23 protein-coding genes are annotated in these 24,425 nt (G+C 42.7%); 20 read left to right on the top strand and 3 right to left on the bottom strand.

The features are described 5' to 3' along the window. The first annotated feature begins 422 nt into the window (after positions 1-422). Together bfmR and bfmS are read left to right on the top strand one after the other, a co-directional pair. A complete protein-coding gene (gene bfmR, locus AMD27_RS12385) occupies positions 423-1,139 on the top strand; it encodes a response regulator transcription factor BfmR (RefSeq protein WP_067661041.1) in 717 nt (238 codons plus the stop codon). 47 nt (positions 1,140-1,186) lie between these two features. Continuing rightward, entirely contained in the window at positions 1,187-2,809 is a 1,623-nt protein-coding gene (gene bfmS, locus AMD27_RS12380) for a sensor histidine kinase BfmS (RefSeq protein WP_067661039.1), read from the top strand. A gap of 101 nt (positions 2,810-2,910) precedes the next feature. Here bfmS and AMD27_RS12375 read toward each other — a convergent pair whose 3' ends face one another. After that, positions 2,911-3,267, bottom strand: coding sequence for a hypothetical protein (locus AMD27_RS12375; RefSeq protein WP_067661037.1), 357 nt, complete (start codon positions 3,265-3,267; stop codon positions 2,911-2,913). 541 nt (positions 3,268-3,808) lie between these two features. Here AMD27_RS12375 and AMD27_RS12370 point away from each other — a divergent pair. The 16 genes from AMD27_RS12370 (at position 3,809) to AMD27_RS12295 (ending at position 21,216) form a co-directional block, all read left to right on the top strand. Continuing rightward, positions 3,809-4,354: an NADH-quinone oxidoreductase subunit A gene (locus tag AMD27_RS12370; RefSeq protein ID WP_067661036.1), complete on the top strand. Its 546-nt coding sequence runs from the start codon at positions 3,809-3,811 to the stop codon at positions 4,352-4,354. A gap of 6 nt (positions 4,355-4,360) precedes the next feature. Then, a complete protein-coding gene (locus AMD27_RS12365; protein WP_067661035.1) occupies positions 4,361-5,038 on the top strand; it encodes a NuoB/complex I 20 kDa subunit family protein in 678 nt (225 codons plus the stop codon). A gap of 86 nt (positions 5,039-5,124) precedes the next feature. Further along, on the top strand, positions 5,125-6,912 hold the full coding sequence (nuoC, locus tag AMD27_RS12360; protein ID WP_067661033.1) for an NADH-quinone oxidoreductase subunit C/D: 1,788 nt from the start codon (positions 5,125-5,127) through the stop codon (positions 6,910-6,912). A 14-nt stretch (positions 6,913-6,926) separates the two neighbouring features. Further along, on the top strand, positions 6,927-7,436 hold the full coding sequence (gene nuoE / locus AMD27_RS12355) for an NADH-quinone oxidoreductase subunit NuoE (RefSeq protein WP_067661031.1): 510 nt from the start codon (positions 6,927-6,929) through the stop codon (positions 7,434-7,436). Then, positions 7,433-8,764 carry an NADH-quinone oxidoreductase subunit NuoF gene (gene nuoF / locus AMD27_RS12350; RefSeq protein WP_067661028.1) on the top strand — a complete coding sequence of 444 codons (1,332 nt, stop codon included), beginning with the start codon at positions 7,433-7,435 and terminating at the stop codon, positions 8,762-8,764. The genes nuoE and nuoF overlap by 4 nt, the downstream gene beginning before the upstream one ends. A gap of 11 nt (positions 8,765-8,775) precedes the next feature. Further along, positions 8,776-11,457, top strand: a complete 2,682-nt coding sequence (gene nuoG, locus AMD27_RS12345; RefSeq protein ID WP_067661026.1) for an NADH-quinone oxidoreductase subunit NuoG — start codon at positions 8,776-8,778, stop codon at positions 11,455-11,457. A 3-nt stretch (positions 11,458-11,460) separates the two neighbouring features. Continuing rightward, a complete protein-coding gene (gene nuoH / locus AMD27_RS18485; protein ID WP_067661024.1) occupies positions 11,461-12,480 on the top strand; it encodes an NADH-quinone oxidoreductase subunit NuoH in 1,020 nt (339 codons plus the stop codon). An 18-nt stretch (positions 12,481-12,498) separates the two neighbouring features. Further along, entirely contained in the window at positions 12,499-13,041 is a 543-nt protein-coding gene (gene nuoI, locus AMD27_RS18480) for an NADH-quinone oxidoreductase subunit NuoI (RefSeq protein WP_067661022.1), read from the top strand. Next, positions 13,041-13,559, top strand: a complete 519-nt coding sequence (gene nuoJ, locus AMD27_RS12330) for an NADH-quinone oxidoreductase subunit J (RefSeq protein WP_171254854.1) — start codon at positions 13,041-13,043, stop codon at positions 13,557-13,559. Before nuoI ends, nuoJ begins: the two co-directional genes overlap by 1 nt. Then, entirely contained in the window at positions 13,559-13,867 is a 309-nt protein-coding gene (gene nuoK, locus AMD27_RS12325) for an NADH-quinone oxidoreductase subunit NuoK (RefSeq protein ID WP_004695395.1), read from the top strand. The genes nuoJ and nuoK overlap by 1 nt, the downstream gene beginning before the upstream one ends. Next, positions 13,864-15,753: an NADH-quinone oxidoreductase subunit L gene (gene nuoL, locus AMD27_RS12320; protein WP_067661015.1), complete on the top strand. Its 1,890-nt coding sequence runs from the start codon at positions 13,864-13,866 to the stop codon at positions 15,751-15,753. Before nuoK ends, nuoL begins: the two co-directional genes overlap by 4 nt. Before the next feature lie 7 nt (positions 15,754-15,760). Then, positions 15,761-17,371, top strand: coding sequence for an NADH-quinone oxidoreductase subunit M (gene nuoM / locus AMD27_RS12315; RefSeq protein WP_171254853.1), 1,611 nt, complete (start codon positions 15,761-15,763; stop codon positions 17,369-17,371). Between the two features lie 3 nt (positions 17,372-17,374). Then, positions 17,375-18,931 (top strand): NADH-quinone oxidoreductase subunit NuoN, encoded by a 1,557-nt coding sequence (nuoN, locus tag AMD27_RS12310; protein ID WP_067661011.1) that lies wholly within the window; start codon positions 17,375-17,377, stop codon positions 18,929-18,931. A 120-nt stretch (positions 18,932-19,051) separates the two neighbouring features. Beyond that, the gene (gene upp / locus AMD27_RS12305; RefSeq protein WP_067661009.1) at positions 19,052-19,687 is read left to right on the top strand and encodes a uracil phosphoribosyltransferase; all 636 of its coding nucleotides are present in this window, start codon (positions 19,052-19,054) and stop codon (positions 19,685-19,687) included. Positions 19,688-19,772: 85 nt separating this feature from the next. Further along, positions 19,773-20,069: a cold shock domain-containing protein gene (locus AMD27_RS12300; RefSeq protein ID WP_067661007.1), complete on the top strand. Its 297-nt coding sequence runs from the start codon at positions 19,773-19,775 to the stop codon at positions 20,067-20,069. Between the two features lie 457 nt (positions 20,070-20,526). Then, on the top strand, positions 20,527-21,216 hold the full coding sequence (locus AMD27_RS12295; protein WP_067661005.1) for an IS6 family transposase: 690 nt from the start codon (positions 20,527-20,529) through the stop codon (positions 21,214-21,216). Positions 21,217-21,302: 86 nt separating this feature from the next. Here the strand turns inward: AMD27_RS12295 and gigC are convergent, their stop codons facing one another. Further along, on the bottom strand, positions 21,303-22,181 hold the full coding sequence (gene gigC / locus AMD27_RS12290) for a LysR family transcriptional regulator GigC (RefSeq protein WP_067661003.1): 879 nt from the start codon (positions 22,179-22,181) through the stop codon (positions 21,303-21,305). Positions 22,182-22,265: 84 nt separating this feature from the next. On the opposite strand from gigC, the gene AMD27_RS12285 reads away from it, so the two are divergent. Further along, on the top strand, positions 22,266-23,027 hold the full coding sequence (locus AMD27_RS12285; protein ID WP_067661000.1) for a ferredoxin--NADP reductase: 762 nt from the start codon (positions 22,266-22,268) through the stop codon (positions 23,025-23,027). Between the two features lie 406 nt (positions 23,028-23,433). Here the strand turns inward: AMD27_RS12285 and AMD27_RS12280 are convergent, their stop codons facing one another. Next, on the bottom strand, positions 23,434-23,856 hold the full coding sequence (locus tag AMD27_RS12280) for a hypothetical protein (RefSeq protein ID WP_067660998.1): 423 nt from the start codon (positions 23,854-23,856) through the stop codon (positions 23,434-23,436). 168 nt (positions 23,857-24,024) lie between these two features. Between AMD27_RS12280 and AMD27_RS12275 the strand changes: the two genes are divergently transcribed. Next, entirely contained in the window at positions 24,025-24,312 is a 288-nt protein-coding gene (locus AMD27_RS12275; protein WP_067660996.1) for a hypothetical protein, read from the top strand. The last annotated feature ends 113 nt before the right edge of the window (positions 24,313-24,425 follow it).

Here is a 24,425-nt window from a genome sequence, read left to right as displayed (position 1 = left end):
TTTTTTCCAAAAAATTTGGTTCTATTTATTGGTGTTTTTTAGAGCGAAAATCCGTTTCGGTATCGTTTGATTCTACGGGTGCTCAGCATAACAGAGAGTTCATAGAGTGCTTATAGATAAGATTGTGGATAACTCAAAAACTGATGAAAGCGTCACTCAAATAGATTTTATGAAACAATTTGTTTAAAAGATGCTCAAGACAAATCGAACTAAGTGTTCTTCAGTGTTGTGATCAAATTGGCAATTCAGTAAAAGCCTCTATAATTCAATGGCTAATAAAATTTAACAAAATGCTACGCTCGTGTATCAGTTTGGTGAATGGGATCTTGTTTACAATGTAAACGTGTGTATATTGCATATCATAGCGTGTTAAATCTGTGAACGAAATTCAACGGATATCTAAACAAATACAGGGGCAGCATATGAGCCAAGAAGAAAAGTTACCTAAAATTCTGATCGTTGAAGACGATGAGCGCCTTGCACGCTTAACGCAAGAATACTTAATTCGTAATGGGCTTGAAGTTGGGGTTGAACCTGATGGTAATCGTGCGATTCGTCGTATTATTGCTGAGCAACCAGATATGGTGGTGCTTGATGTGATGCTTCCAGGTGCAGACGGTTTGACAGTTTGTCGAGAAGTTCGTCCACACTATCATCAACCAATTTTAATGTTGACCGCACGTACTGAAGATATGGACCAAGTTTTGGGCCTTGAAATGGGTGCAGATGACTATGTAGCGAAACCTGTGCAACCACGTGTACTTTTAGCGCGTATTCGAGCATTGCTTCGTCGTACAGACAAAACCCCTGAAGATGAAGTAGCACAGCGTATCGAATTTGATGACTTGGTCATTGATAATGGTGGTCGTTCAGTCACCTTAAATGGTGAATTGGTCGATTTCACCAGTGCTGAATATGATTTATTGTGGTTATTGGCATCAAACGCAGGTCGAATTCTTTCACGTGAAGATATCTTTGAGCGTCTTCGCGGTATTGAATATGACGGTCAGGACCGTTCAATTGATGTACGCATCTCGCGTATTCGTCCAAAAATTGGCGATGATCCAGAAAATCCTAAACGTATTAAAACCGTACGTAGCAAAGGTTATTTATTTGTTAAAGAAACCAATGGAACTTAATATCCCTTTGGGTTATTTGCAGTGCAACTTGCTAAGGTTAAACTTACGTGTCTAAACACAGTATTTTCTTGCGTATCTATGCAGGACTTGTCATTTTGGTTGTTCTTGTGGCAATTTTTGGTTATTTGTTGGTACAAATTATCAATTATCAGCGCGCGCAGGAGTATCGAGAGTCTTTAACCGATGGTATTGCTTTTGTCATTAGTGAAGGCGTTGCACGACAGCAAAATACTCAACAAAAAATGGATTGGATATCGGATGCTTCAGATCTACTGGAGCTCCCGATTTATTATCTCGAAGCCGCAAAAGTCGATTTATCTCGTGCTGAAGTCAAGCGGGTAAAAAACCAGCAGGCCGTGGTACGTTATGATGCCAAACAGGGTGTCGCTTTTGTGGTGATGGGGATAAAAGATGATCCTTCTCATTTTTTATATTTAAAAATTGATGGAATTGGTGAGCGCCAAATGAAAGCGCTGCCAATCTTTATCTTAGATTATTTGGTTTATTATCCGGGCCAAGAAAAAGAATACTTAGAAAAAATTCAAAAGCATTTCTATTATAAAGTCGATATTCAAAATATTTCGCAGTTAACTTTAGATTCCGAGCAAATTGGTCGCTTGCGTTCAGATCAGGGCGTGATTTTATATCAAGATAGCGCCAGTGTTCGAGGAACCACCATTTCGATTCTTTCTCCAATGCCTAATGCACCAGGTGAGGTTTTGGTGATGGGTCCAATCCCGATGTTTAACTGGATGCCATTTCAATTAGCAGCGGGTATTACCTTACTCAGTATGTTTATTTTGTGCTTAGGCGTATACGGCTTAATCGTACCGATGCAGCGAAAACTAAAACAGGTGAATAATGCGCTGAATGTAATGCAAAAAGGTGATATGTCGATTCGTGTTCCTGTAGAAGGGAATGACGAAATGGCAAGTTTGGCATCGAGCTATAACAGTATGTCGGATCATATTCAGCGTTTAATTGAAGCACAGCGAGAGTTGATGCGTGCGGTGTCTCATGAACTGCGCACACCTGTAGCGAGAATTCGTTTTGGTATGGAAATGTTGGTGGATGAAGAAGAGTATGAGTATCGCCAGCAACAGGTTGAAATGATTGATAAAGATATTGAGGAACTGAATACTTTAATTGACGAAATCATGACTTATGCCAAACTTGAGCAGGGCATGCCCTCACTAGACCTTGAAGAAATTGTACTCTTTGAGGTTTTAGATCAGGTTGTGGTTGAAACCGAAGCCTTAAAAACCAATAAGAATATAGAACTACTGTCACCGCCGCTCAATTTAACAGTAGATGCTGAGCGCCGTTACTTACACCGTGTGGTGCAAAACCTAGTCGGAAATGCGGTGCGTTACTGTGAAAATACCGTGCAAGTCAGTGGTGGAATTAACGCGCAGGGTATGGCTTATATTTGTGTGGAAGATGATGGAGCGGGTATTCCAGAGGAAGATCGCGCACGTGTCTTTGAAGCCTTTGCGCGACTTGATGATAGTCGTACCCGTGCTTCAGGGGGGTATGGTTTAGGACTTTCTATTGTGAGTCGAATTGCATATTGGTTCGGTGGGAGTATTTGTGTTGATCAAAGCCCGAAACTCGGTGGGGCGCGTTTTGTTATGGAGTGGCCTGCACAGCGCTTTAAAAAGAAAAAATAAGCAGTACCTCAAATCATCGCTCTGATTTGAAAAACATCAAACCTTAGTGTCACAATATTAAAAAAAGCGCCATAGGCGCTTTTTTTTCTTTTGGATAGAGCTTATTCATAGTTATTTGCTTCAGGTTCGATAATGCGTTTGCCATCTTTAATGGCAGCTAAAGCATCTGCGTCAAAGTCAATCAATAAGCTATTGTTCGTGGCATCAATTTTATATTGGCTAATCAGTTTTTTGTCCCCGTTAATTGTTTCAACGGCATATTCATCGGCAATATTTAAAATACCGTCTAAATTGGTCGTGGTTGAAGCAAGATCTTGACGAAAAATTTGATAAATATCGCGTAAATCGAAAATCGCATTGCTCGCATCTGGATGTTTTTTGATATAACTTTCAAGATGGCGAATAATGAGTTGAGCAAATAAAAAATAATTGGGTTTATGTGTAAATTCTAGGCTCATATATGTGCTCCTTATTATTGGTTTTTAGCATACACTGATTTTAATGTTCAATTGTATAAAGTTAATTAAAAAAGCGCACAGTAAAACAATTCATTTGAAAACGATAAGATAAGGCTTGGGTGTCTTAAATGAATCCGATAGCACTTCAAGAAGCAAATTTTAAGAAGCGAATTTTGTTGATGCAGGTCAATATAATTTTAAAATCATGAAACAGTATTTGCATCTAATCCTGCTTAATTTAATGAATGCAGAATTGATCGTTTGATTAAAATATTGCTTATAAAAATCTAAGATGTTCGGAAAAAATAATTAATAAGATAAAAGCGATCATGTTTCACGATTAGGTAGGCGTATATTGGCTTGTTTTAACTGAATCAAGTGAAAAAGCCTAAAATTCATCCTAAAGACTTAGAGTGATTGGCTAGCAAGAGAAATCATAAATCAGGTACAATTGGCGGGATTAATTTTGTGTTTGGTGTATTTAAAGGCCAATACATACATTCTTTTGTTAATACATAGGCCTGCCAGGAGTTATCCCCGCATGAGTGCCATTACTCCATACGATTGGGCGATTATTGCCTTCGTGATCGGCGTTACATTTTTATGCGTCTTTATGCTCACTGTTCCATTACTCCTTGGGGGTAAATCATGGGGCCGTGCTAAGCAAGAGCAGTTCGAGTCAGGCGTAGTAGGTGCGGGTGGCGCACGTATTCGCTTGTCTGCAAAATTCTATTTGGTTGCAATATTCTTTGTCGTTTTCGACTTAGAAGCACTCTACCTATACGCATGGTCGGTTTCTGTTCGTGAAGTGGGTTGGGTCGGTTTTGTAGCCGCTGCTGTATTTATTTTAGTTTTGCTCGTTGGGTTAATTTACGAACTATCGACTGGCGCGCTGAATTGGGCACCATCAGATAAACGTAAAGCAGCTGGGATTAAACCTAAAGTAGGTTCACCAATGATGGACCTTGCTGAAATTACTCGCTTTAACACTATTGAGGAGTTGGTGATTGACCCTACAGGTCAAATTCCAGCGCAATCATCTGGTCGCGTGAAGACTTCACCGACTACATCATCTGACAAGGAGTAATACGGGATGAAATATACATTAACCCGTGCGAATCCGGATGCTGACCAATATCCACTTCAAGAGCGTCAAATCGTCACCGATCCGCTTGACGAAGAAGTGAATAAAAATGTGTTCATGACTCGTTTAGAGGACTTGGCGCATACAGCAGTAAACTGGGGGCGTAAGAACTCGGTTTGGCCGTTTAACTTTGGTACATCTTGCTGTTACGTAGAGTATGCGACGACTTTAACTGGTGTGCATGACTTGTCTCGTTTCGGTGCTGAGGTTATTCGTGCATCACCTCGTCAGGCGGACTTGATGATCGTTGCAGGAACCTGCTTCGTGAAAATGGCACCGGTGATTCAACGTTTGTACGAACAAATGCTTGAGCCTAAATGGGTGATTTCAATGGGTGCGTGCGCTAACTCTGGTGGTATGTACGATATTTATTCTGTTGTACAAGGTGTGGATAAAATCATTCCTGTCGATGTGTATATTCCAGGTTGCCCACCACGTCCTGAAGCACTCATTCAAGCGTTAATGTTATTACAAGACCAAATTCAGTTAGAGCGCCGTCCGCTTTCAGCGGTCATTGGGGATGATCTTAAGCCAATTTATAAGCCAAAGATGCAGCCTGAACGTGATCGTAAGAATGCTGAACGTATAGCTGTAAAAAACTTACGCTCAATGGATGAAATTAAATAATCTAAGCGATGCAGTATTGATGCGCCCATAAGGGTGTAATTGTCGTTTGGGTTGAATGAATTTGTATAAAATAGGAAGCCAAGCCAATGGCTGAAACTGAAATTGCTATGCCAGAGTCAACGCCTGTTGATTCACGCCCTGCATTTGCGATTGTAGAAGATCTCAAAACCAAATTTGGTGAGAATTTCTATGTGCAAAAGACGTTTGAAGATTTTCCAACAGTTTGGGTTGAGCGCGCACGTGTACAAGACGTCTTAATGTTCCTACGCAAAGTCGCACGTCCTTATGTGATGTTGTTCGACTTGTCTGCGACAGATGAGCGTTTACGTACCCATCGCGACGGTTTACCTGCGTCTGACTTTACAGTGTTCTATCACTTACTGTCATTAGAGCGTAATTCAGATATTCGTATTAAAGTTGCCTTGTCAGAGAGCGATCTCAATCTCCCGACTGCAACCAACATTTGGCCGAATGCCAACTGGTACGAACGCGAAGCTTACGATATGTTCGGGATCAATTTCGAAGGGCATCCTATGCTCCGTCGTATTTTGTTGCCAACCTATTGGGAAGGTCATCCACTTCGTAAAGAATACTCTGCACGTGCAACTGAATATACACCGTACATGCAGAACCAAGCGAAGCAGGACTTTGAGCAAGAACACTTGCGTTTTGTACCTGAAGATTGGGGTCTAAAACGCGGCAATGAAGATGAAGACTTCATGTTCTTGAACTTGGGTCCGAACCATCCATCTGCGCATGGTGCATTCCGTATCATTTTGCAGCTTGATGGTGAAGAAGTGAAAGACTGTGTGCCTGACATTGGTTATCACCACCGTGGTGTGGAAAAGATGGCTGAACGTCAAACGTGGCATTCATTCATTCCGTATACAGACCGTGTTGACTACTTAGGTGGTTGTGCGCAGAACATGCCTTATGTGATGGGTGTGGAGCAAATGGCGGGGATTACAGTTCCTGACCGTGCGCAGTGTATTCGTGTGATGATGTCAGAATTATTCCGCATCAATAACCATCTCTTGTTTATAGGTACGGCAATTCAGGATGCTGGCGGTATGACGCCTGTATTCTATATGTTTGCCGATCGTCAAAAAATCTATGACGCGATTGAAGCGATCACAGGTTACCGTATGCACCCAGCATGGTTCCGTATTGGCGGGACTGCGCATGATTTGCCAAACAATTGGCAGCACCTGATTCGTGAAATTCTCGATTGGATGCCGAAACGTATGAATGAATACTACACGGCTGCTTTACGCAACTCAGTATTCATGGGTCGTACTCAAGGTGTTGCGCAATATGATGCTAAATCTGCATTGGCTTGGGGTGTTACCGGTACAGGTCTACGTGCGACAGGGATTGACTTTGATGTTCGTAAATACCGTCCATATAGTGGTTATGAAAACTACGACTTCGACGTTCCTTTAGAATACGAAGGCGATGCCTATGCACGTGTCATGGTTCACTTCCGTGAAATCGAAGAATCATTGAAAATCGTGAAGCAATGTTTAGATAACATGCCGTCTGGTGCGTATAAAGCAGATCATCCACTGGCTGTGCCACCACCAAAAGACAAAACATTACAAGACATCGAAACGTTGATTACGCATTTCTTGAGCGTATCTTGGGGTCCTGTGATGCCAGCAGGCGAAGCGTCTGTGATGGCGGAAGTGGTCAAAGGTGCGTCGAACTACTACTTGACTTCAGACAAGTCAACCATGAGTTACCGTACCCGTATTCGTACACCAACTTTCACACATTTACAGCAAATGCCTTCTGTGATTAACGGCAGCTTAATGTCTGACTTAATCATTTATTTAGCGACCATTGACGTCGTAATGGCTGACGTGGATCGCTAAGGGGTAAACGCATTATGATGATTTTGACTGATAAAAAACCACGTGTGAACGTTGAAGGAATTTTGACTGCGGACGAAATTCACGACATCGAACATCACATGGGTCACTATCCGTATCCACGTGCTGCGTCGTTAGATGCGCTCAAGTGTGTGCAACGCCGTAATGGCTGGGTAGATGATGCACAAATGAATGCAATTGCGCAGTTGTTAACAATTAGCCTTGCAGATTTAGAGGGTGTTGCAACCTTCTATAACCGTATTTACCGTCAACCTGTGGGTCGTAATGTCATTTTACTGTGTGACTCGATTGCATGTTTCTTGATGGGTGCGGAAACTTTGGCTGAAGCATTCCAGCGTGAACTCGGTATTCAATTTGGTCAAACGACTGCGGATGGTCGTTTTACGATTTTACCGATTTGCTGTTTGGGGAACTGTGACAAAGGTCCAACCTTGATGATTAATGAAGACACTCACGGTTTGGTTGAGGTTTCATCGGTTAAACAGCTCTTGGAGAAGTATGTATGAATACTGAACCAAAACCAATTTATGGCGACGGTAACCCAGAAACACACCCACTCACTTGGCGTTTGAGCAAGCAAGAGCATGTGCGTAGTGCAGATGACTACGAAGCACTTGAAGGCTATGCAGGCTTTAAAAAAGCGATTGAGCTTAAACCTGCGGAAGTGTTGGATGTGATTAAAGCAGCGACTGTGAAAGGTCGTGGTGGTGCAGGTTTCCCAGCAGGGATTAAATGGTCATTGATGGCGCCAAATGATGGCGGTCCTCGTTACCTGATCTGTAATGCTGATGAAATGGAACCAGGGACCTTTAAAGATCGTTTGTTGATGGAGAAACTTCCACATCAATTGATCGAAGGGATGTTGATTGCAGGTTATACCCTAGAGGCAACTCAAGGTTATATCTTCATCCGTGGTGAATACATCGAAGCGGCTAGCTACTTAAATGAAGCGCTTGAGCAAATTCGTGCCAAAGGTTACTTGGGTGAAAACATCCTTGGAACAGGTTGGAACTTCGATATGCATGTGCATACTGGTGCGGGTCGTTATATTTGTGGTGAAGAAACTGCATTGATTAACTCGCTTGAAGGTCGCCGTGCAAACCCGCGGACTAAACCACCATTCCCACAAGTTGCGGGTGCTTGGGGACGTCCTACGATTGTCAACAACGTAGAGACCTTCAATAACTTACCTGCAATTATTTTACGTGGTCCAGAATGGTACGTCGGTTTATCTGAAGGTAAGTCGAAAGATCCAGGCACAAAAATTTACGGCGCTTCAGGCAAAGTGAAATTCCCGGGTCTATGGGAGCTTCCTTTTGGTACCACTGCACGTGAAGTGATCGAAGACTATGCCGGTGGCATGCGCGATGGCTTAACGCTTAAAGCATGGTTACCAGGTGGCGCTTCAACAGACTTCTTGGCGGCTGAGCATATTGACCTGCCTATGGATGCTGAAAGCATCATGAAAGCAGGTTCGCGTTTAGGTACGTGTTTGCTGATGGTGGTCGATGAAACTCAGTGTATGGTTTCTGCAACACGTAACTTAGAAGAATTCTTTGCACGTGAATCGTGTGGTTTCTGTACACCGTGCCGTGATGGTTTACCTTGGGCAGTTAAAGCGCTTAAAGCAATTGAAACGGGTGAAGGAAAGATGGAAGACATTGAACATCTCCAAGAGCTCACCAAGAAATTGTGGATCGGTAAGACATTCTGTGCGCATGCGCCGGGTGCGATGGAACCATTAATGGGTGCACTCAAATATTTCCGTAGCGAGTTTGAAGCAAAAGTGACGAATAGTCCGATTGCACAAGCAAGCCACGTAGAACAAGCTTAAGGAATTCGACTATGGCTACAATTCATGTCGATGGCAAATCGTATGAAGTCGATGGCTCAGAGAACTTGCTACAAGCATGTTTGTCTTTGGGTATTGATATCCCGTACTTTTGTTGGCATCCGTCCTTAGGTTCTGTTGGTTCTTGCCGTCAGTGTGCCGTTACTCAATATGCGAACCCTGAAGATACTCGCGGTCGCTTAGTAATGTCATGTATGACTCCAGCATCTGACAATACCTATATTTCGATTGAAGACAAAGAAGCGACAGATTTTCGTGCATCGATTGTTGAATTCTTAATGACCAATCACCCTCACGACTGTCCAGTCTGTGAAGAGGGTGGTCACTGTCATTTACAAGATATGACGGTCATGACTCAGCACGATCGTCGTCGCTATCGTTTCACCAAACGCACCCATTACAACCAAGAGCTTGGCTCATTTATTTCTCACGAAATGAACCGTTGTATCGCGTGCTACCGTTGTGTTCGTTACTATAACGATTACGCTGGCGGTACAGACTTTGGTGTGTATGCAAGTGCATCCCGTGTTTACTTCGGTCGTCCAGAATCAGGCACTTTAGAGTCTGAATTCTCAGGTAACTTGACTGAAGTCTGCCCAACAGGTGTATTTACCGACAAAACCCATTCAGAGCGTTATAACCGTAAATGGGACATGCAGTATGCGCCAAGCGTATGCCAAGGCTGTTCTTCAGGCTGTAACATTTCTCCGGGTGAGCGTTATGGCGAATTACGCCGCGTCGAAAACCGTTACAACGGTGAAGTGAATCAGTACTTCTTGTGTGACAAAGGTCGTTTCGGCACGGGTTATGTGAACCGTGCAGATCGTCCACGTCAACCCCAGTTCCGTAAAGGTTCAACTGTAGATACTGTTTCAGTCGATACAGCGCTTGATACCGTGATTGCAAATATCCAAGGCAAAAAAGTCTTAGGTATTGGTTCACCACGTGCATCTATCGAGTCAAACTTTGCACTTCGCGAACTGGTGGGTCAAGACAACTTCTCGACTGGCTTGTCTCAAAAAGAGCAAAACTTGGTTGAGCTTGCAGCGTCAATCATGCAAACCGAGGGTGTTTACAACCCGAATATGCGTGAGATTGAAAGCTATGATGCAGTGCTGATTTTGGGTGAAGATTTAACCCAAACTGCACCACGTATGGCTTTATCTGTTCGTCAGGCGTCAAAGAACAAAGCCAAAGAAATGGCAGCAGAACGTCGTACGCAAGAGTGGTTGGCTGAACCAGTTCAACGTATTGGTCAAGATCATAAGTCTCCAATCTTCATTTTGGCTGCAACACAAACCCGTTTAGCGGATGTTGCAACAGGTGAAGTGGTTGCCTCTCCAAATGACATCGCACGTTTAGGTTTTGCCGTGGCTGCTGCAGTGAAAGGCGAAAGCATTTTAGGTCTAGATGACGATGCCAAAGCATTTGCTCAAGGCATTGCAGATACCTTAAAAGCTGCGAAAAAGCCACTCATTATCTCGGGGACTAGCTTACAAGATCCTGCGATCATGGAAGCTGCTGCACAAGTGGCACAGAACCTTGGCCATGCAGGTCTGACTTTGACGGTTCCTGAAGTGAACTCAATGGGTATGGCAATCTTCGGTGGTCAAAGCTTAGAACAAGTATTCGCCAAAGATTACGATGCCATTATTGTGGTTGAAAATGATCTTTACCGCCGTTTACCTGCGAAACAGGTTGATGCTGCACTGGCTAAAGCCAAAGACCTGATTGTTCTTGATCACTCAGAAACTGAGACTGTGAAAAAAGCAACGGTTGTGCTGTCTGCTGCAAGCTTTGCTGAAGGTGACGGTACGGTGGTATCACAAGAAGGCCGTGCACAACGTTTCTACCAAGTGTATGACCCAAGCTACTACAAACCAGAACTTGCGATCAAAGAGTCTTGGCGCTGGTTACACGCTATTGAAACAGGTCTTAAAGGCCAAGCAATTTCGTGGACACTACTGGATGACGTGATTGAGGCGGTTGCGAAAAATGTGCCTGCTCTTGAGGCAATTCAAGATGTTGCACCTGATGCGGGCTTCCGTGTCCATGGTTTAAAAGTGGCACGTGAACCACGTCGTTACTCTGGTCGCACTTCGATGCGTGCACCACTGTCTGTACATGAACCGAAACAACCCGTGGATAAGGATTCTGCATTAACTTTCTCTATGGAAGGTTACGTCGGTAATCAAACACCATCTCCGCTTGTACCATTTGCATGGTCAGCAGGTTGGAACTCACCACAAGCTTGGAACAAATTCCAAGATAAAGTGGGCGGTCACTTAAAAGGTGGTGATTCGGGTATTCGTTTATTCGATCGTTTAGCGAAGCGTCCTGTACGTACCTTTGTTGCACCTGCACCCGTCCTCATCAATGCTGAAAGCTTCCGTTTAGTTCCGATGCACCATATCTTCGGTTCTGGTGAATTTACCGTGAAAACCCCTGCGATGGAAACACGTATTCCTGAGGCAGTGTTTGCGGTAGGTGAACAAGATGCAGCACGTTTGAATGTTCAAGACGGTCAGACAATCACTGTGAAAGCAGGCGATACATCTATCGTTCTTCCTGTTCAAGTGATTGAATATTTACCTACAGGTTATATTGGTTACCCAGTTGGTCTTGCACCGACGGTATCTCTTGCTGAGCCTGTATCAGTCGCGGTAGGAGCATAATTCATGGAACAAGAATTAATCCGTCAAACGCCGTTTTGGGCTGAGAACTGGCCAGTTGCCTACTCAGTTGTTCAAGCGATTGTGATCTTGCTGGTTGTGGTATTGATCGCTGCGTTGATGTCTTTTATTGAACGTCGTTTACTCGGCCTCTGGCAGGACCGTTACGGTCCTAACCGTGTAGGTCCAGGTGGTATGTTCCAGATCGTTGCAGACATGCTGAAAATCATGTTCAAAGAGGACTGGACACCAAAGTTTGCAGATAAGCTGACGTTCCGTTTAGCGCCAGCAGTTGCGATGGCAACTGCGGTACTCTCGTTTATGGTCATTCCTGTATCGCCTTATTTAGGTGTTGCAGACATGAGCATTGGCCTGCTGTTCTTTATGGCAATGGCTGGTATTGCAGTGTATGCAGTGCTGTTCGGTGGTTGGTCGTCGAACAACAAATATGCATTACTCGGTGGTTTACGTTCTGCAGCTCAAACCATTTCGTATGAAGTGTTCTTGGGTATTTCCCTGATGGGTGTAGTTGCGATTGCAGGCTCATTCAACATGCGTGAAATTGTAGAAGCACAGCGTGATGTTTGGTTTGTGATTCCACAGTTCTTAGGTTTCTTAATCTTTGTGGTTGCGGGTGTTGCGGTTACGCATCGTCACCCATTTGACCAACCCGAAGCAGAACAAGAATTGGCGGAAGGTTACCATGTCGAATACGGCGGTATGAAGTGGGGAATGTTCTTCGTTGCGGAATACGTCAACGTGGTTCTGATCTCAGCACTGATTGTGACCTTATTCTTTGGTGGCTGGCTTGCGCCGTTCAACCTAGAAATTCCATTTATCCCACCAACTTTCTGGTTCGTGATTAAAACAGCATTCTTTGTGATGATGTTTGTCTTGGCACGTGGTTCGCTTATGCGTCCGCGTTATGACCAAGTCATGAACTTTGGTTGGAAGATTTGTTTGCCTTTGGCGTTGGTCAACTTGTTGGTGACTGGTGCTGTGATTCTGATGAATCAAGCGGCCTAAGACAGCAAGGAGTAGGAAATGTATAAAATTCTAGCTGGGTTCGGGTCAATTGTACGTTCACTGTGGATGGTCTTCTCACATGTGACACGTAAACGTGACACCATTTTATATCCAGAAGTCAAAGGTGAAGATATCGTTCCACCGCGCTTCCGTGGTCGTATCGTGTTAACACGCGACCCAGATGGCGAAGAGCGCTGTGTTGCATGTAACTTATGTGCAGTTGCTTGTCCTGTGGGTTGTATTTCTTTACAAAAAGCAGAAAAAGAAGATGGTCGTTGGTATCCGGAGTTTTTCCGAATCAACTTCTCTCGTTGTATTTTCTGCGGTATGTGTGAAGAAGCGTGTCCAACGACTGCGATTCAAATGACACCAGACTTTGAGCTGGGTGAATATGTTCGTCAAGACTTGGTCTATGAGAAAGAAAACTTGCTCATTTCAGGTCCGGGGAAATACCCAGATTACAACTTCTACCGCGTAGCCGGTATGGCTGTAGCAGGTAAAGACAAAGGTCAGGCTCAACGTGAAAGCGCGCCTGTGGATGTACGGAGCTTATTACCATGATGTGGCCATTTTATTTGATGGCACTTGTGGCCATCGTATCGACGATTCGCGTTGTGACCAACGCGAACCCTGTACACGCTTTGTTGAGTTTAATCGTATCGCTTCTTGCTGTTGCGGGTATGTTCATGATCGTGGGTGCGCCATTTGCTGGCGCGCTTGAGATTATTGTGTATGCGGGCGCGATTATGGTGTTGTTCGTATTCGTGGTGATGATGTTGAACCTCGGTGAACATACGGTAGAGCAAGAGCGTAAATGGTTAACCTCAGATGCCTGGGCGTATCCAGCGCTGATGAGCTTCTTGATGGGTCTGGTCCTAGTTTGGACCATGACTTCAGAATACAGCATCTCTGGCCCGCTTATGGGGACTGAAGTTGTTGGTCCAAAAGAAGTGGGTATAGCACTCTTTACACAATATTTATTATTGGTTGAAGTTGCCGCGATGTTATTGCTTGCAGCTTTAGTTGCAGCATTTCACTTAGGCAAACGTGAACCAAGTGCAGAAGGGGAAAAAGAATAATGGGTAATATCCCTTTAGAACATGGTTTGATTGTTGCAACCATTCTTTTTGCACTCGGTTTCTACGGTGTGATGGTGCGACGCAACCTTCTATTTATGTTAATGAGCCTTGAAATCATGATGAACGCAGCAGCGCTTGCGTTCGTACTGGCTGGTAGTGCATGGGTACAACCAGACGGTCAAATTATGTTTATCTTGATCTTGACTCTTGCTGCGGCAGAGGCATGTATCGGGCTTGCGATCGTCCTTCAGTTCTATCATCGCTTCCATCATTTGGATGTAGATGCTGCTAGTGAGATGCGCGGATGAGTTTATTAGCATTAACAATTTTATTCCCGCTCATTGGTTTTATCCTTTTAGCGGCAGGGCGTAACAAGCTGCCTGAATCTGTTGCTGCCATTATTGGTGTTGGTTCAGTAGGTCTTTCTGCATTATTTGCTTTACTTGCTGGGATGCAGTTTATTGGCAGTGGTGAGACTGCTCAAGTCACTCATCTTTGGACATGGTTCAATGTAGGCGGTTTCGCACCGGGCATGAGCTTACACTTAGATGGTTTGTCTTTACTCATGCTTGGCATGGTGACAGGTGTGGGTTTCTTAATTCACATTTTTGCATCATGGTATATGCGTGGTGAAGAAGACTTCGCGCGTTTCTTCTCTTACTTCAACCTATTCGTTGCAAGCATGTTGCTTCTGGTACTTGGCGATAACTTAGCGTTATTATTCTTGGGTTGGGAAGGTGTAGGTCTATGTTCATACCTGTTGATTGGTTACTACTACCAAACCCCATCCAATGGTGTTGCAGCAATCAAGGCATTTACCGTAACGCGTATTGGTGACGTATTCTTACTGATCGCTTTGTTTTTAATCTTCCAACAATTTGGAACATTGAACATCGCTGAAATCGTAGCTGCGGCTCCGACAGTCATGACGCAAAGCTCATCACTCACCATTTGGACAGCACTGATGTTGTTCTTGGGTGCTGCGGGTAAATCTGCACAAATCCCATTACAAACCTGGCTTGCAGATGCAATGGCAGGTCCGACACCTGTATCAGCATTGATCCACGCCGCAACAATGGTGACCGCAGGTATTTACCTGTGCTGCCGTATGTTCTCTGTTTTTGAAATGGCACCAGAAGTCATGGTGTTTATCTCAATTACTGGTGCAGTAACATTGCTTGTTGCTGGTTTTGCAGCCTTGGTTCAAACCGACATCAAACGTATTTTGGCTTACTCAACCATGAGTCAGCTCGGTTATATGTTTATGGCAGTGGGCGCAGAAGCGTACCAAGCGGGTCTGTTCCATATGTTGACTCACGCATTCTTTAAGGCGTTATTGTTCTTGTCATCAGGTGCAGTGATTCTTGCCTTCCATCACGAACAAAACATTTTCAAAATGGGTGGCTTGTTCTACAAGAACAAGTTCTTATTTGCTTGTTTCGCGATTGGTGGCGGTGCGTTGGCGGCGATTCCATTCTTAACGATTGGTTACTTCTCTAAAGATGCGATCTTGGCAGCTGTTTGGGTTCAAGGTAATGCAATTCCAGTATATGACTACTTATATTGGGCTGGTGTTGCTGGTGCATTCTTAACATCAATCTATACGTTCCGTCTGATTTGGATCGTATTCTTCGGCAAAGAAAACACACCGTATCACGAAATTAAAGGGGCAACCTATTGGGCGCCTTTAGCGATTCTTGCGGTGCTTTCTACAGGTCTTGCGATCGTACTTAAAGCTCCTGTCATGAGCATTTTAAATGCGGCTCAAATTCCAGCATTCGTTATTCCGCCACAACATATAGCTGGTGCACATGGCGCTGAATATATCGCAATTGCCGTTGCATTGACTGGTTTAGTCGTAGGTGTGGTGTTATTTGCCTTTGCTTATGGTGCAGTTCAAAAGTTTGCCAAGACTTGTTTTGGTGCAGGACTGGTCAACATCTGTCGTAACGCCCTCGGTTTTGATGCGCTATATGACATCATCTTTGTGAAACCTTATTTACTTATTGCGAAGCTTCTAGGTCGTGATCCAATTGATAGTTTCTGGTTAGTCCTGCCTGCACTTGTGAAAGGCGGTCATAGCTTTACCAGCTCACGTCAAACAGGTTCTTTGCGTAATTACGCATCGAGCATGGCATTCGGTATCATTGTGTTAATCATGATTCTGATCGTGACTCAGATCGTGGGGAAATAAAATGGAAATCACAAACAACTGGTTTTTACCCGCGCTGATCCTTGTACCGTTCATTGCTGGTTTTATTTGTTGGTTGGTCGATAAAGTCGACCAACATCTTCCACGCTACATCGCTTTATTTGGCATGCTCATTACTTTGGGTTTGACATTAGCGTTATGGCAAAGTGGAACGTATAGCTACGAAGTGGGTGCTGCGACACCTACTTGGTCTGCAGAATTTTTAGTGCCTTGGATTCAAACCCTCGGCATTAACATTCACTTAGCGGTGGATGGTTTATCTTTACTCATGGTTGGTTTAACTGCATTACTGGGTGTACTTGCAGTGGGTTGTTCATGGGGTGAGATTCAAAAGAACGTTGGTTTCTTCCACTTAAACCTTTTATGGTCTTTGGGTGGTGTGATCGGTGTGTTCTTAGCGATTGACATGTTCCTGTTCTTCTTTTTCTGGGAGATGATGCTGGTTCCAATCTACTTCTTGATCGCACTTTGGGGTCATAAAGGGGCAGATGGTAAATCGCGTGTGTATGCAGCGACCAAATTCTTTATCTATACCCAAGTTGCTGGTCTGATCATGCTAGTGGGCATCTTAGGTTTGGTTGTCTATGGTTTCATGATGACCGAGACCATCAGCTTCAGCTATAACCATTTACTGGGTGTGGCGAACGCACTTGATGCAAACCCACAAACAGCTTCAATTGCATTTGCATTCATGCTGTGTTTATTCGTTGGTTTTGCGGTGAAACTTCCAGTTTTCCCATTGCACGGTTGGTTACCCGATGCACATGCCCAAGCGCCTACAGCAGGTTCTGTAGACTTGGCAGGGATCTTGATTAAAACTGCGGCATACGGCTTACTGCGTTTTGTGATTCCGTTCTTCCCAGCGGCTTCTGCACAATTTGCAGATGTGGCCATCATTTTGGGTCTCATCGGTATTTTCTACGGTGCGTGGTGTGCATTCCAACAAACAGACATGAAACGTCTTTTGGCGTATACCTCGATTTCGCACATGGGCTTCGTGCTCCTTGCGATCTATGCAGGTAATATCTTAACCTTCCAAGGGTTGATGATCATGATGTTGGCGCACGGCTTGTCATCTGCTGCATTGTTCATTATGTGTGGTCAAGTGTATGAACGTCTTCATACCCGTGATTTACGTTTGATGGGCGGGATTCGTGGTCAATTCCAATACTTATCTTTCTTCTTAATGTTCTTCGTTGCAGCACTTGTGGGTATTCCAGGTCTGGGTAACTTTATTGGTGAATTCCTGATCCTCATGGGTTCATTTGCGAAGTTCCCAACCTTCACCATTTTGGCTGCAATCAGCTTAGTCTTTGCAGGTCTGTACGGTTTAATTCTGATTCATAAAGCTTTATTTGGTACGCCAAACGAAGAACAGAAACAGCACTATACAAGCCCACTTAAAGATTTAAATGCGCGTGAACTGGTGATTTTACTGTTATGTGCGTTTGGTCTTTTATGGCTCGGTCTATATCCACAAACCTTCCTTGATATGTCAAATTCAAGTATGGCGTGGATTGCAAACAGCTATATTCCAGTACAAGAGGTTGTAGATGTGACAGAACAAGTCGTATTACAACAAACTGTGGAGATGCAATAAGTCATGAACTTCACACTTTCTTTTTCTGAGCTAATGCCTTTAGCTCCCGTGATGATTGTTGCTTTGACAGCAATCGTCGTGATGATCCTGACTGCGATTAAACGTCATCATAATTTGATTGCAACCGTTTCAGTAGTGGGTCTAAACCTTGCTTTACTGAATATCTTGTTCACTTTGTTTGGCGGGACTCAAGCTTCGCCAAACGTGATGAACTTGTTTATGGTTGACGCATTTTCACTGTACTACCAAATCATCATTTTATTGGCTGCTTTGGCTTGCTGTACTTTGTCTCATGCTTATATCGAAAGCTATAAAGACAACCGCGAAGAACTTTATCTATTAATGTTGATCTCTGTTTCAGGGGCAATGTTAATGGTGTCAAGTTCACACTTTGCATCACTCTTCATCAGTTTAGAATTGATGTCGATTCCTGTGTATGGCTTGATTGCATATACGCATCAACGTGCTAAGTCTTTAGAAGCTGGCGTAAAGTATTTGGTACTTTCAGCTACCGCTTCTGCGACGTTGTTGATGGGTATGGCTTATGTTTACTCAGTGCTCGGTTCATTGTCATTTGCAGGTCAAGTCGATGAAATGTTCTGGGAATTGGCAAAGACTCAAGATCCACAATTGGCAATGGCGCTTCAAGCGTATATTCCACAGTTCGCTGACAAGCTCACAACTGTATTTGGTATTTTAGGTTTAGGCTTAATCATTGCAGCTATTGCATTTAAATTGTCACTTGCGCCATTTCATAAATGGACACCTGACGTTTATGCCGGTGCACCAGCGCCAATCGCAACATTTCTTGCGACGGTGGCTAAAGTTGCCATGATTGGCGTATTCGTACGTTACTTGTTGTCTTCTGGCGTCATTGGAGTTGAGTCAATTAAAACGATCTTGATCGTGATTGCCGTGATGTCTATTTTGGTGGGTAACTTACTTGCGGTGAAGCAAGTCAATGTTAAACGTATTTTGGCATACTCATCTATTGCACATTTTGGTTACTTGATTTTGGCTGTGGTGACCACGTCATTCTTAAGCTTAACCTCGGTAAATCTTTACATACTGACGTATGTATTGACGACCATCGGTGCGTTTGGTGCTGTAGCATTGATGTCGAGTCCATACAACAACACAGATGAAGCTGAAACACTGGCGGATTACCGTGGTTTATTCTGGCGTCGTCCAGTATTGACTGCGACTTTAACCGTGATGATGTTGTCATTGGCAGGTATTCCTTTAACTGCCGGTTTCATTGGTAAGTTCATGCTGGTGATGACCGTTGTCTCTGAAGCACACTGGTTCTTTGCAGCAATGATCATTGTTGGTTCGGGTATTGGTCTGTACTACTACTTGCGTGTAATGATTGTGATGTATATGACACCACCTGAAACACCACGTATCGATGCTGACAAGCATTGGGGCCAAAAAGTGGGTGGGATCATGGTGTTACTTGCAGCGCTTGCAGTCTTAGTGATTGGTATTTATCCAGATCCTGTGATCGCAATCGCCAATCAAGCACAAATGATTGCACCTTTACACATTGTGTTGCAGTAATCTAAAAAATCTATAGTGATTAACAAAAAAAGCCCTCATTGATTGAGGGCTTTTCTTATTTCTTATATAAAAAACATTTATAATAATGAAAATTTACTTTTATGTTTTAGGTGTTCTCCCGTGCCCATTCAAGAAATCCGTCATCCGCTCATTCGTCATAAATTAGGTTTATTGCGCCGTGCAGATATCAGCACCAAGAATTTCCGTGAACTTGCACAAGAAGTGACCATGCTTCTGACTTATGAGGCAACCAAAGACTTGCAAATTGTTGACCATGAAATTAATGGTTGGAATGGTAAAGTGACTGTTGACCGCATTGCGGGCAAAAAAATAACGGTTGTCCCGATTTTACGTGCAGGTATTGGCATGTTGGATGGTTTCTTGAATCTCATTCCAAGCGCAAAAGTGTCTGTCTTAGGTCTTGAACGTGATGAAGAAACACTAGAAGCACGTACTTACTATAAAAAATTAGTCCCCGATGTTCAAAACCGTTTGGCCATGATCATTGATCCAATGCTTGCAACAGGTTCATCGCTAGTTGCAGCCATTGATGTGCTTAAAGCAAGTGGCTGTAAAGATATTCGTGTCATGGTTTTGGTTGCTGCACCAGAAGGCATTAAACGTGTTGAAGCCGCGCATCCAGATGTCATCATGTTTACTGCGTCGATTGACCAAGGTTTAAATGAACAAGGCTACATTATTCCAGGATTGGGCGATGCAGGCGATAAAATTTTTGGTTCAGTGCAAAAAGATTAAGATTAGATTTTGAGCAAAAAAGGAGGCATCGAGCCTCTTTTTTCATATAATGTTATTGAAGTGCTTAAAGAATAGGGCAAAGATCATGAAGTTTGAATATCAATTCGGTAAAGTGGTTAAATATAACCCAGAGAAAGGTTTCGGGTTTATTTCTATGGCTGGAGAGGATGTATTTTTCCATATTTCTGATTTTACAGAAGGCGCTGAAGAAGAGCCGAAAAGAAATGATAAAGTGAAATTCGTACTTGAAGAAAATGGTGAAAAACTCAAAGCTACACGCATTGAGAAACTTGATCCAAATCCTGCGAAAACCAAACAAAGAAAAATTTTGCAGCACAATGAAGCCATTACCACGGATTTATTATCGAAGTTTTTAAAATAAAAGCTTAACTTTCTAAAAAATTAAAACGACTGGACCTGGCTTTTGATGATGGATATTCTTATCACCCGTTAAGATTTTGTTATCAGATTGTGATGGAGTCGATATTTCTGATTTTATCTGTACAAAATCACTGAAAAGTGATTAAAATAAAAAGGAGACTTTAAGTCTCCTTTTTATTTTAATATTTTCAATATGTTGTCATGAGGAATTGGTCATAAATATAAATCAAAAAATTTAAAATGGGGGATCAATATGTTTTACAAAGGCATACTTAAAACCTATGATGCCAAAACCAAGCGTGGCAGCATTTTTTTAACAGATACTGAAATTGATGTTCAGTTTGATGCCGATGATTTGTCTAGTTTGGCGCTAGAGCCTGTCATAGGAGAGCGTGTTAAATGTAGGTTCTGTCGCATAGGACTAACTTAGCTACTATAGGATTTTATAGGAGCGAAATATGTTGATTGCCGGTGCGTTTAAACGCTTACATTATCCAATTGATGTGATCGCCCAATGTGTTCGATGGTATTTGGCTTATTCTCTCAGCTTACGAAATTTAGAAGAAATGATGTCAGAACGAGGAATTGACGTTGATCACTCGACTTTGCACCGTTGGATCCTCAGAGTCACCCCTGTCTTCAATAAAATCGCTGCCAAATATAAAAAACCAGTTACTCAATTTTGGCATATAGATGAAACCTACATTAAAATTAAAGGGAAATGGCATTATCTGTATCGAGCCATCGATACAAACAGTAAAACGATAGACTTCTTACTGACAAAACGTCGTGATCTGCAGGCTGCTCGTAGATTCTTTAAAAGTGCGATCAGCAAACATGCTTGCCCAATTAAAGTGACGATAGATAGAAGTGTAGCAAATAAAAAGGCTGTCGAAAGCTTCAATACCGGGTTTACTCGATTTAAGCCAATTACGATCAGACAAAACAAATACTTAAATAATCGAATAGAACAAGATCACCGGTTTATTAAAAAAAGAGTCAGAGCAATGCTAGGTTTCAAGTCGTTTAGAACTGCAAAGATTATTTTATCAGGGATAGAATTGATGCATATGATCAGGAAAGAACAATTCAACTTATCAAAAGAATTTCAAAATACTCTAGGATTCTTTTGTCTAAAATTTAGATAACAGAAGTGTTCAACTCATGATTGCGACTAGTATTTCTTAATGCGACAGAACCTTAAAAAAAGCCCCTTTTCTAAGGGGCTTTATGATTATGCATCACAGAATTTCATAAAAGCTTTTAAGCCAGGACCTTGGTATTTTTGACGATGCACCAACATGTACAATGGACGGGTCAATTGCCAGAACGGTGTATTGATAATCACCAATTGCTTTTTTTCAAGTAAAGGATCAATTGCGAGTTTAGAAATGCACGACAGACCTAATCCCCCTGCGACAATTTTTAAAATCGCTTCGTTATGACCCAAGGTTAAACGAATATTGGCATCTGGCACATCTTTTAAAATGGCATTGTCAAACACTTCGCGTGTGCCCGAACCCTCTTCACGTAAGACCCATTCAGCATCAATAAAATCGTCTATCGTAATTGGGCGATTGATTTTTGCCAAAGGATGGTTTGGCGAACAGCACACAGCCAATTCATCATCACGCCAATGAATCGATTGTAATTGAGGTAAATGGCATGAACCTTCAATTAAGGCTAAATCAAGTTGAAACTGATTGACTGCTTCAATCATCTGGCGAGTATTGCCCACCTGAAGCTGTAAATGCGCCTGAGGCTGTGCTTGTAAAAACTCTGCCATTAAGTCAGGCATCAGATAATCACTAATGGTGAGTGTCGCCCCAATACGCAAGTCAATGCTTTGTAATTCACCTTTAGCGGCTTGCTCAAAAGATTCACAGCGACCCAAAATTTCGAGTGCTTGCGGAAGCAAAAAACGTCCAAGATCATTTAACTGTAAGCGTTTGCCTAAACGATCGAATAGCGGTGCGCCTAAGCCATCTTCAAGATCTGCCAATGCCATACTTGCAGCACTTTGAGTCAGTCGAACAGCGTCGCTCGCCTTCGTAACTGTGCCTTCTTGAGCTACGGCCACGAAAACAGCCAGTTGGCGTAATGTCATGCGCATGGATGAAGCCTTAATGTGAAAAAATATTAATAAATTACCCGGTCATGCTACCATGAGCGCAGTCAGTCGTGCCACGTAGAAATTATGTCAATTGAGAAATTTAGCCTAGAAAAAGTGTTGTCTGTACATCGCTGGACTCATACATTATTTAGTTTTACCTTAACGCGTCCTGCTCATTTTAAGTTCACAGCAGGTCAGTTTGCGCGGATTGGATTAAAAGTAGGGGATGAGTTAGTGGTACGCGCTTATTCTGTGGTGTCTTCTCCCTTTGACGAAACCTTAGAGTTTTTCTCGATTGTAGTGCCAGACGGCGCATTCACTTCTAATTTACAACACCTGCAAGTGGATGATGAACTTTATTTAGAAAAAGCCCCTTATGGCTTTTTGACTTTGGCACGTTATCAACAGCCTTTGCCACAAGATCTCTGGTTACTTGCAACGGGCACTGGTTTAGCACCCTTTCTTTCGATGTTACAAGACTTTGAAACTTGGCAGAAATATAGCCATATTCATTTGGTCTATAGCGTACGCACAGCTTCAGAACTGGCTTATGCAGATCGGATTCAAGAGATTGCAGAAAGCTTTGGCGAAGAGCATACCGGCTTTAAGTTTATTCCGATTATTACCCGCGACCCCAATGCAGGCTTACACGATCGTCTGCCTATACTCATTGAAAATGGCGAACTCGAAAAAGCCGCAAACTTAAACTTTAATGCTGAAACCACCCATATCATGTTATGTGGTAACCCAGAAATGGTAGAAGACACCAAAGAAGCCTTAAAAGCGCGCGGACTCACCATGAACCGCCGCGGCGAAGGAAACATTGCCGTTGAAAATTACTGGTAAGTACTTTGGTATTTGCTCTCTTTGAAAGTAGGTGAGCATCGGTTTTAAGTGCATTTTCCTGAGAGTTTTTGCACCAATCCTCTTTCGAATCGTCACTTACATAACCTAAGTTACTTCTTGTAAAAGAAGAGATCTAGTTGTAAAAGAAGAGATCTAGATAGGTGTGGTATGCAAAGATGTCCTCTTGCTTTTTCGAAATCATTTGCTTAGCCCTAAGAAAGAAGGAGCTTTCAATACTCATTTAAATAGTAATCAATGATCGTCATTTGACCGATGAAAGAGATATATTGAATCCCTCTAAATCGCAGCTTAAAAAGCAGGATTTAGACCTCTCGAATTCATCTAGAACAAGAATCATAAAAAAACCTCCAAATAGGAGGTTTTGCTGTATTGGAGTGTTTAAAGGTTAATGCACAAACATATCCACAAATTGACGGATTTCTTGGATCGCGGTTTCAACATCACTGGTCAGCCAAGTCGGCTCAAAGAGACCTGCATAATGCTCTAAACGATCATGCGGAACCACCAAGCGAATAGGGCAATCCTCTTCCAGTAAACGCCATGGAATAATGGGCACTTCATTGTCTAAAAATGCCGCGATATTACGAATGTCAATAATCATCGCACCCACGCATTCAGGAAAGGGCATCACAGAAAATTCTTCAGTTTTTCTGCGGAAGTATTCTAAATCACCCCATTTCAAAATATAGCTTGGTTTATTGAATTCAATAATTCCAATCAAATGCTCATCGCGAGTGCTATGTAAATAACATTGATGAGTGACATCTGTGTCTAAATCTAAAGAGACACTTTGCCGAGGATAGGTCATAAAGTTCAACAGCGAAAAGATCGGGGAGCATATTATAGCCCATTTTTTGAGTGAACCTAGCAAATTTGCAATGCTACGAATGGATAATGATTATTCACACAAAACAACATAAGTGCTTGTTATTATAAAAAGGGTAAACATCATAATATCAACGCGGGGGAAAGAAATATGACACATGATTTTAATAAGCCACCCCATGTGAATAGTCCTGAAGACACCAATAGAAAAAAACGAATCCCAGTATTTATCTTAATTATCGTGGGTATTTTTCTAGCTTCATTGATTTTTTACATGATTGCAGATCGAGATACGCCACCAGTCGATCAATCTATTCCAGCGACCTCATCTAATAGTCCAAATACAGCAACAGCGACTGCAAACGATGATTCATCTGTTGCCAATACCACTGAAGCAGTCGCACAAGATACTGCAACCGCTGTCGCTAAAGATGAATAAAGGTGATTCGAAGCACCTGTTTTTAGAAAAGCCTTAGAGTTTCTAAGGCTTTTTTTATGCTTAAAACCTTGATGTAGATGAAATGTAGTTATTATGCTATTAAAGGTTGAATG

Origin of the sequence: Acinetobacter sp. TGL-Y2 (assembly GCF_001612555.1) — a bacterium.
Lineage (GTDB): Bacteria > Pseudomonadota > Gammaproteobacteria > Pseudomonadales > Moraxellaceae > Acinetobacter.
Note: the sequence above shows the minus strand (reverse complement) of the source record. Positions and strands in the feature narration are given on the sequence as shown.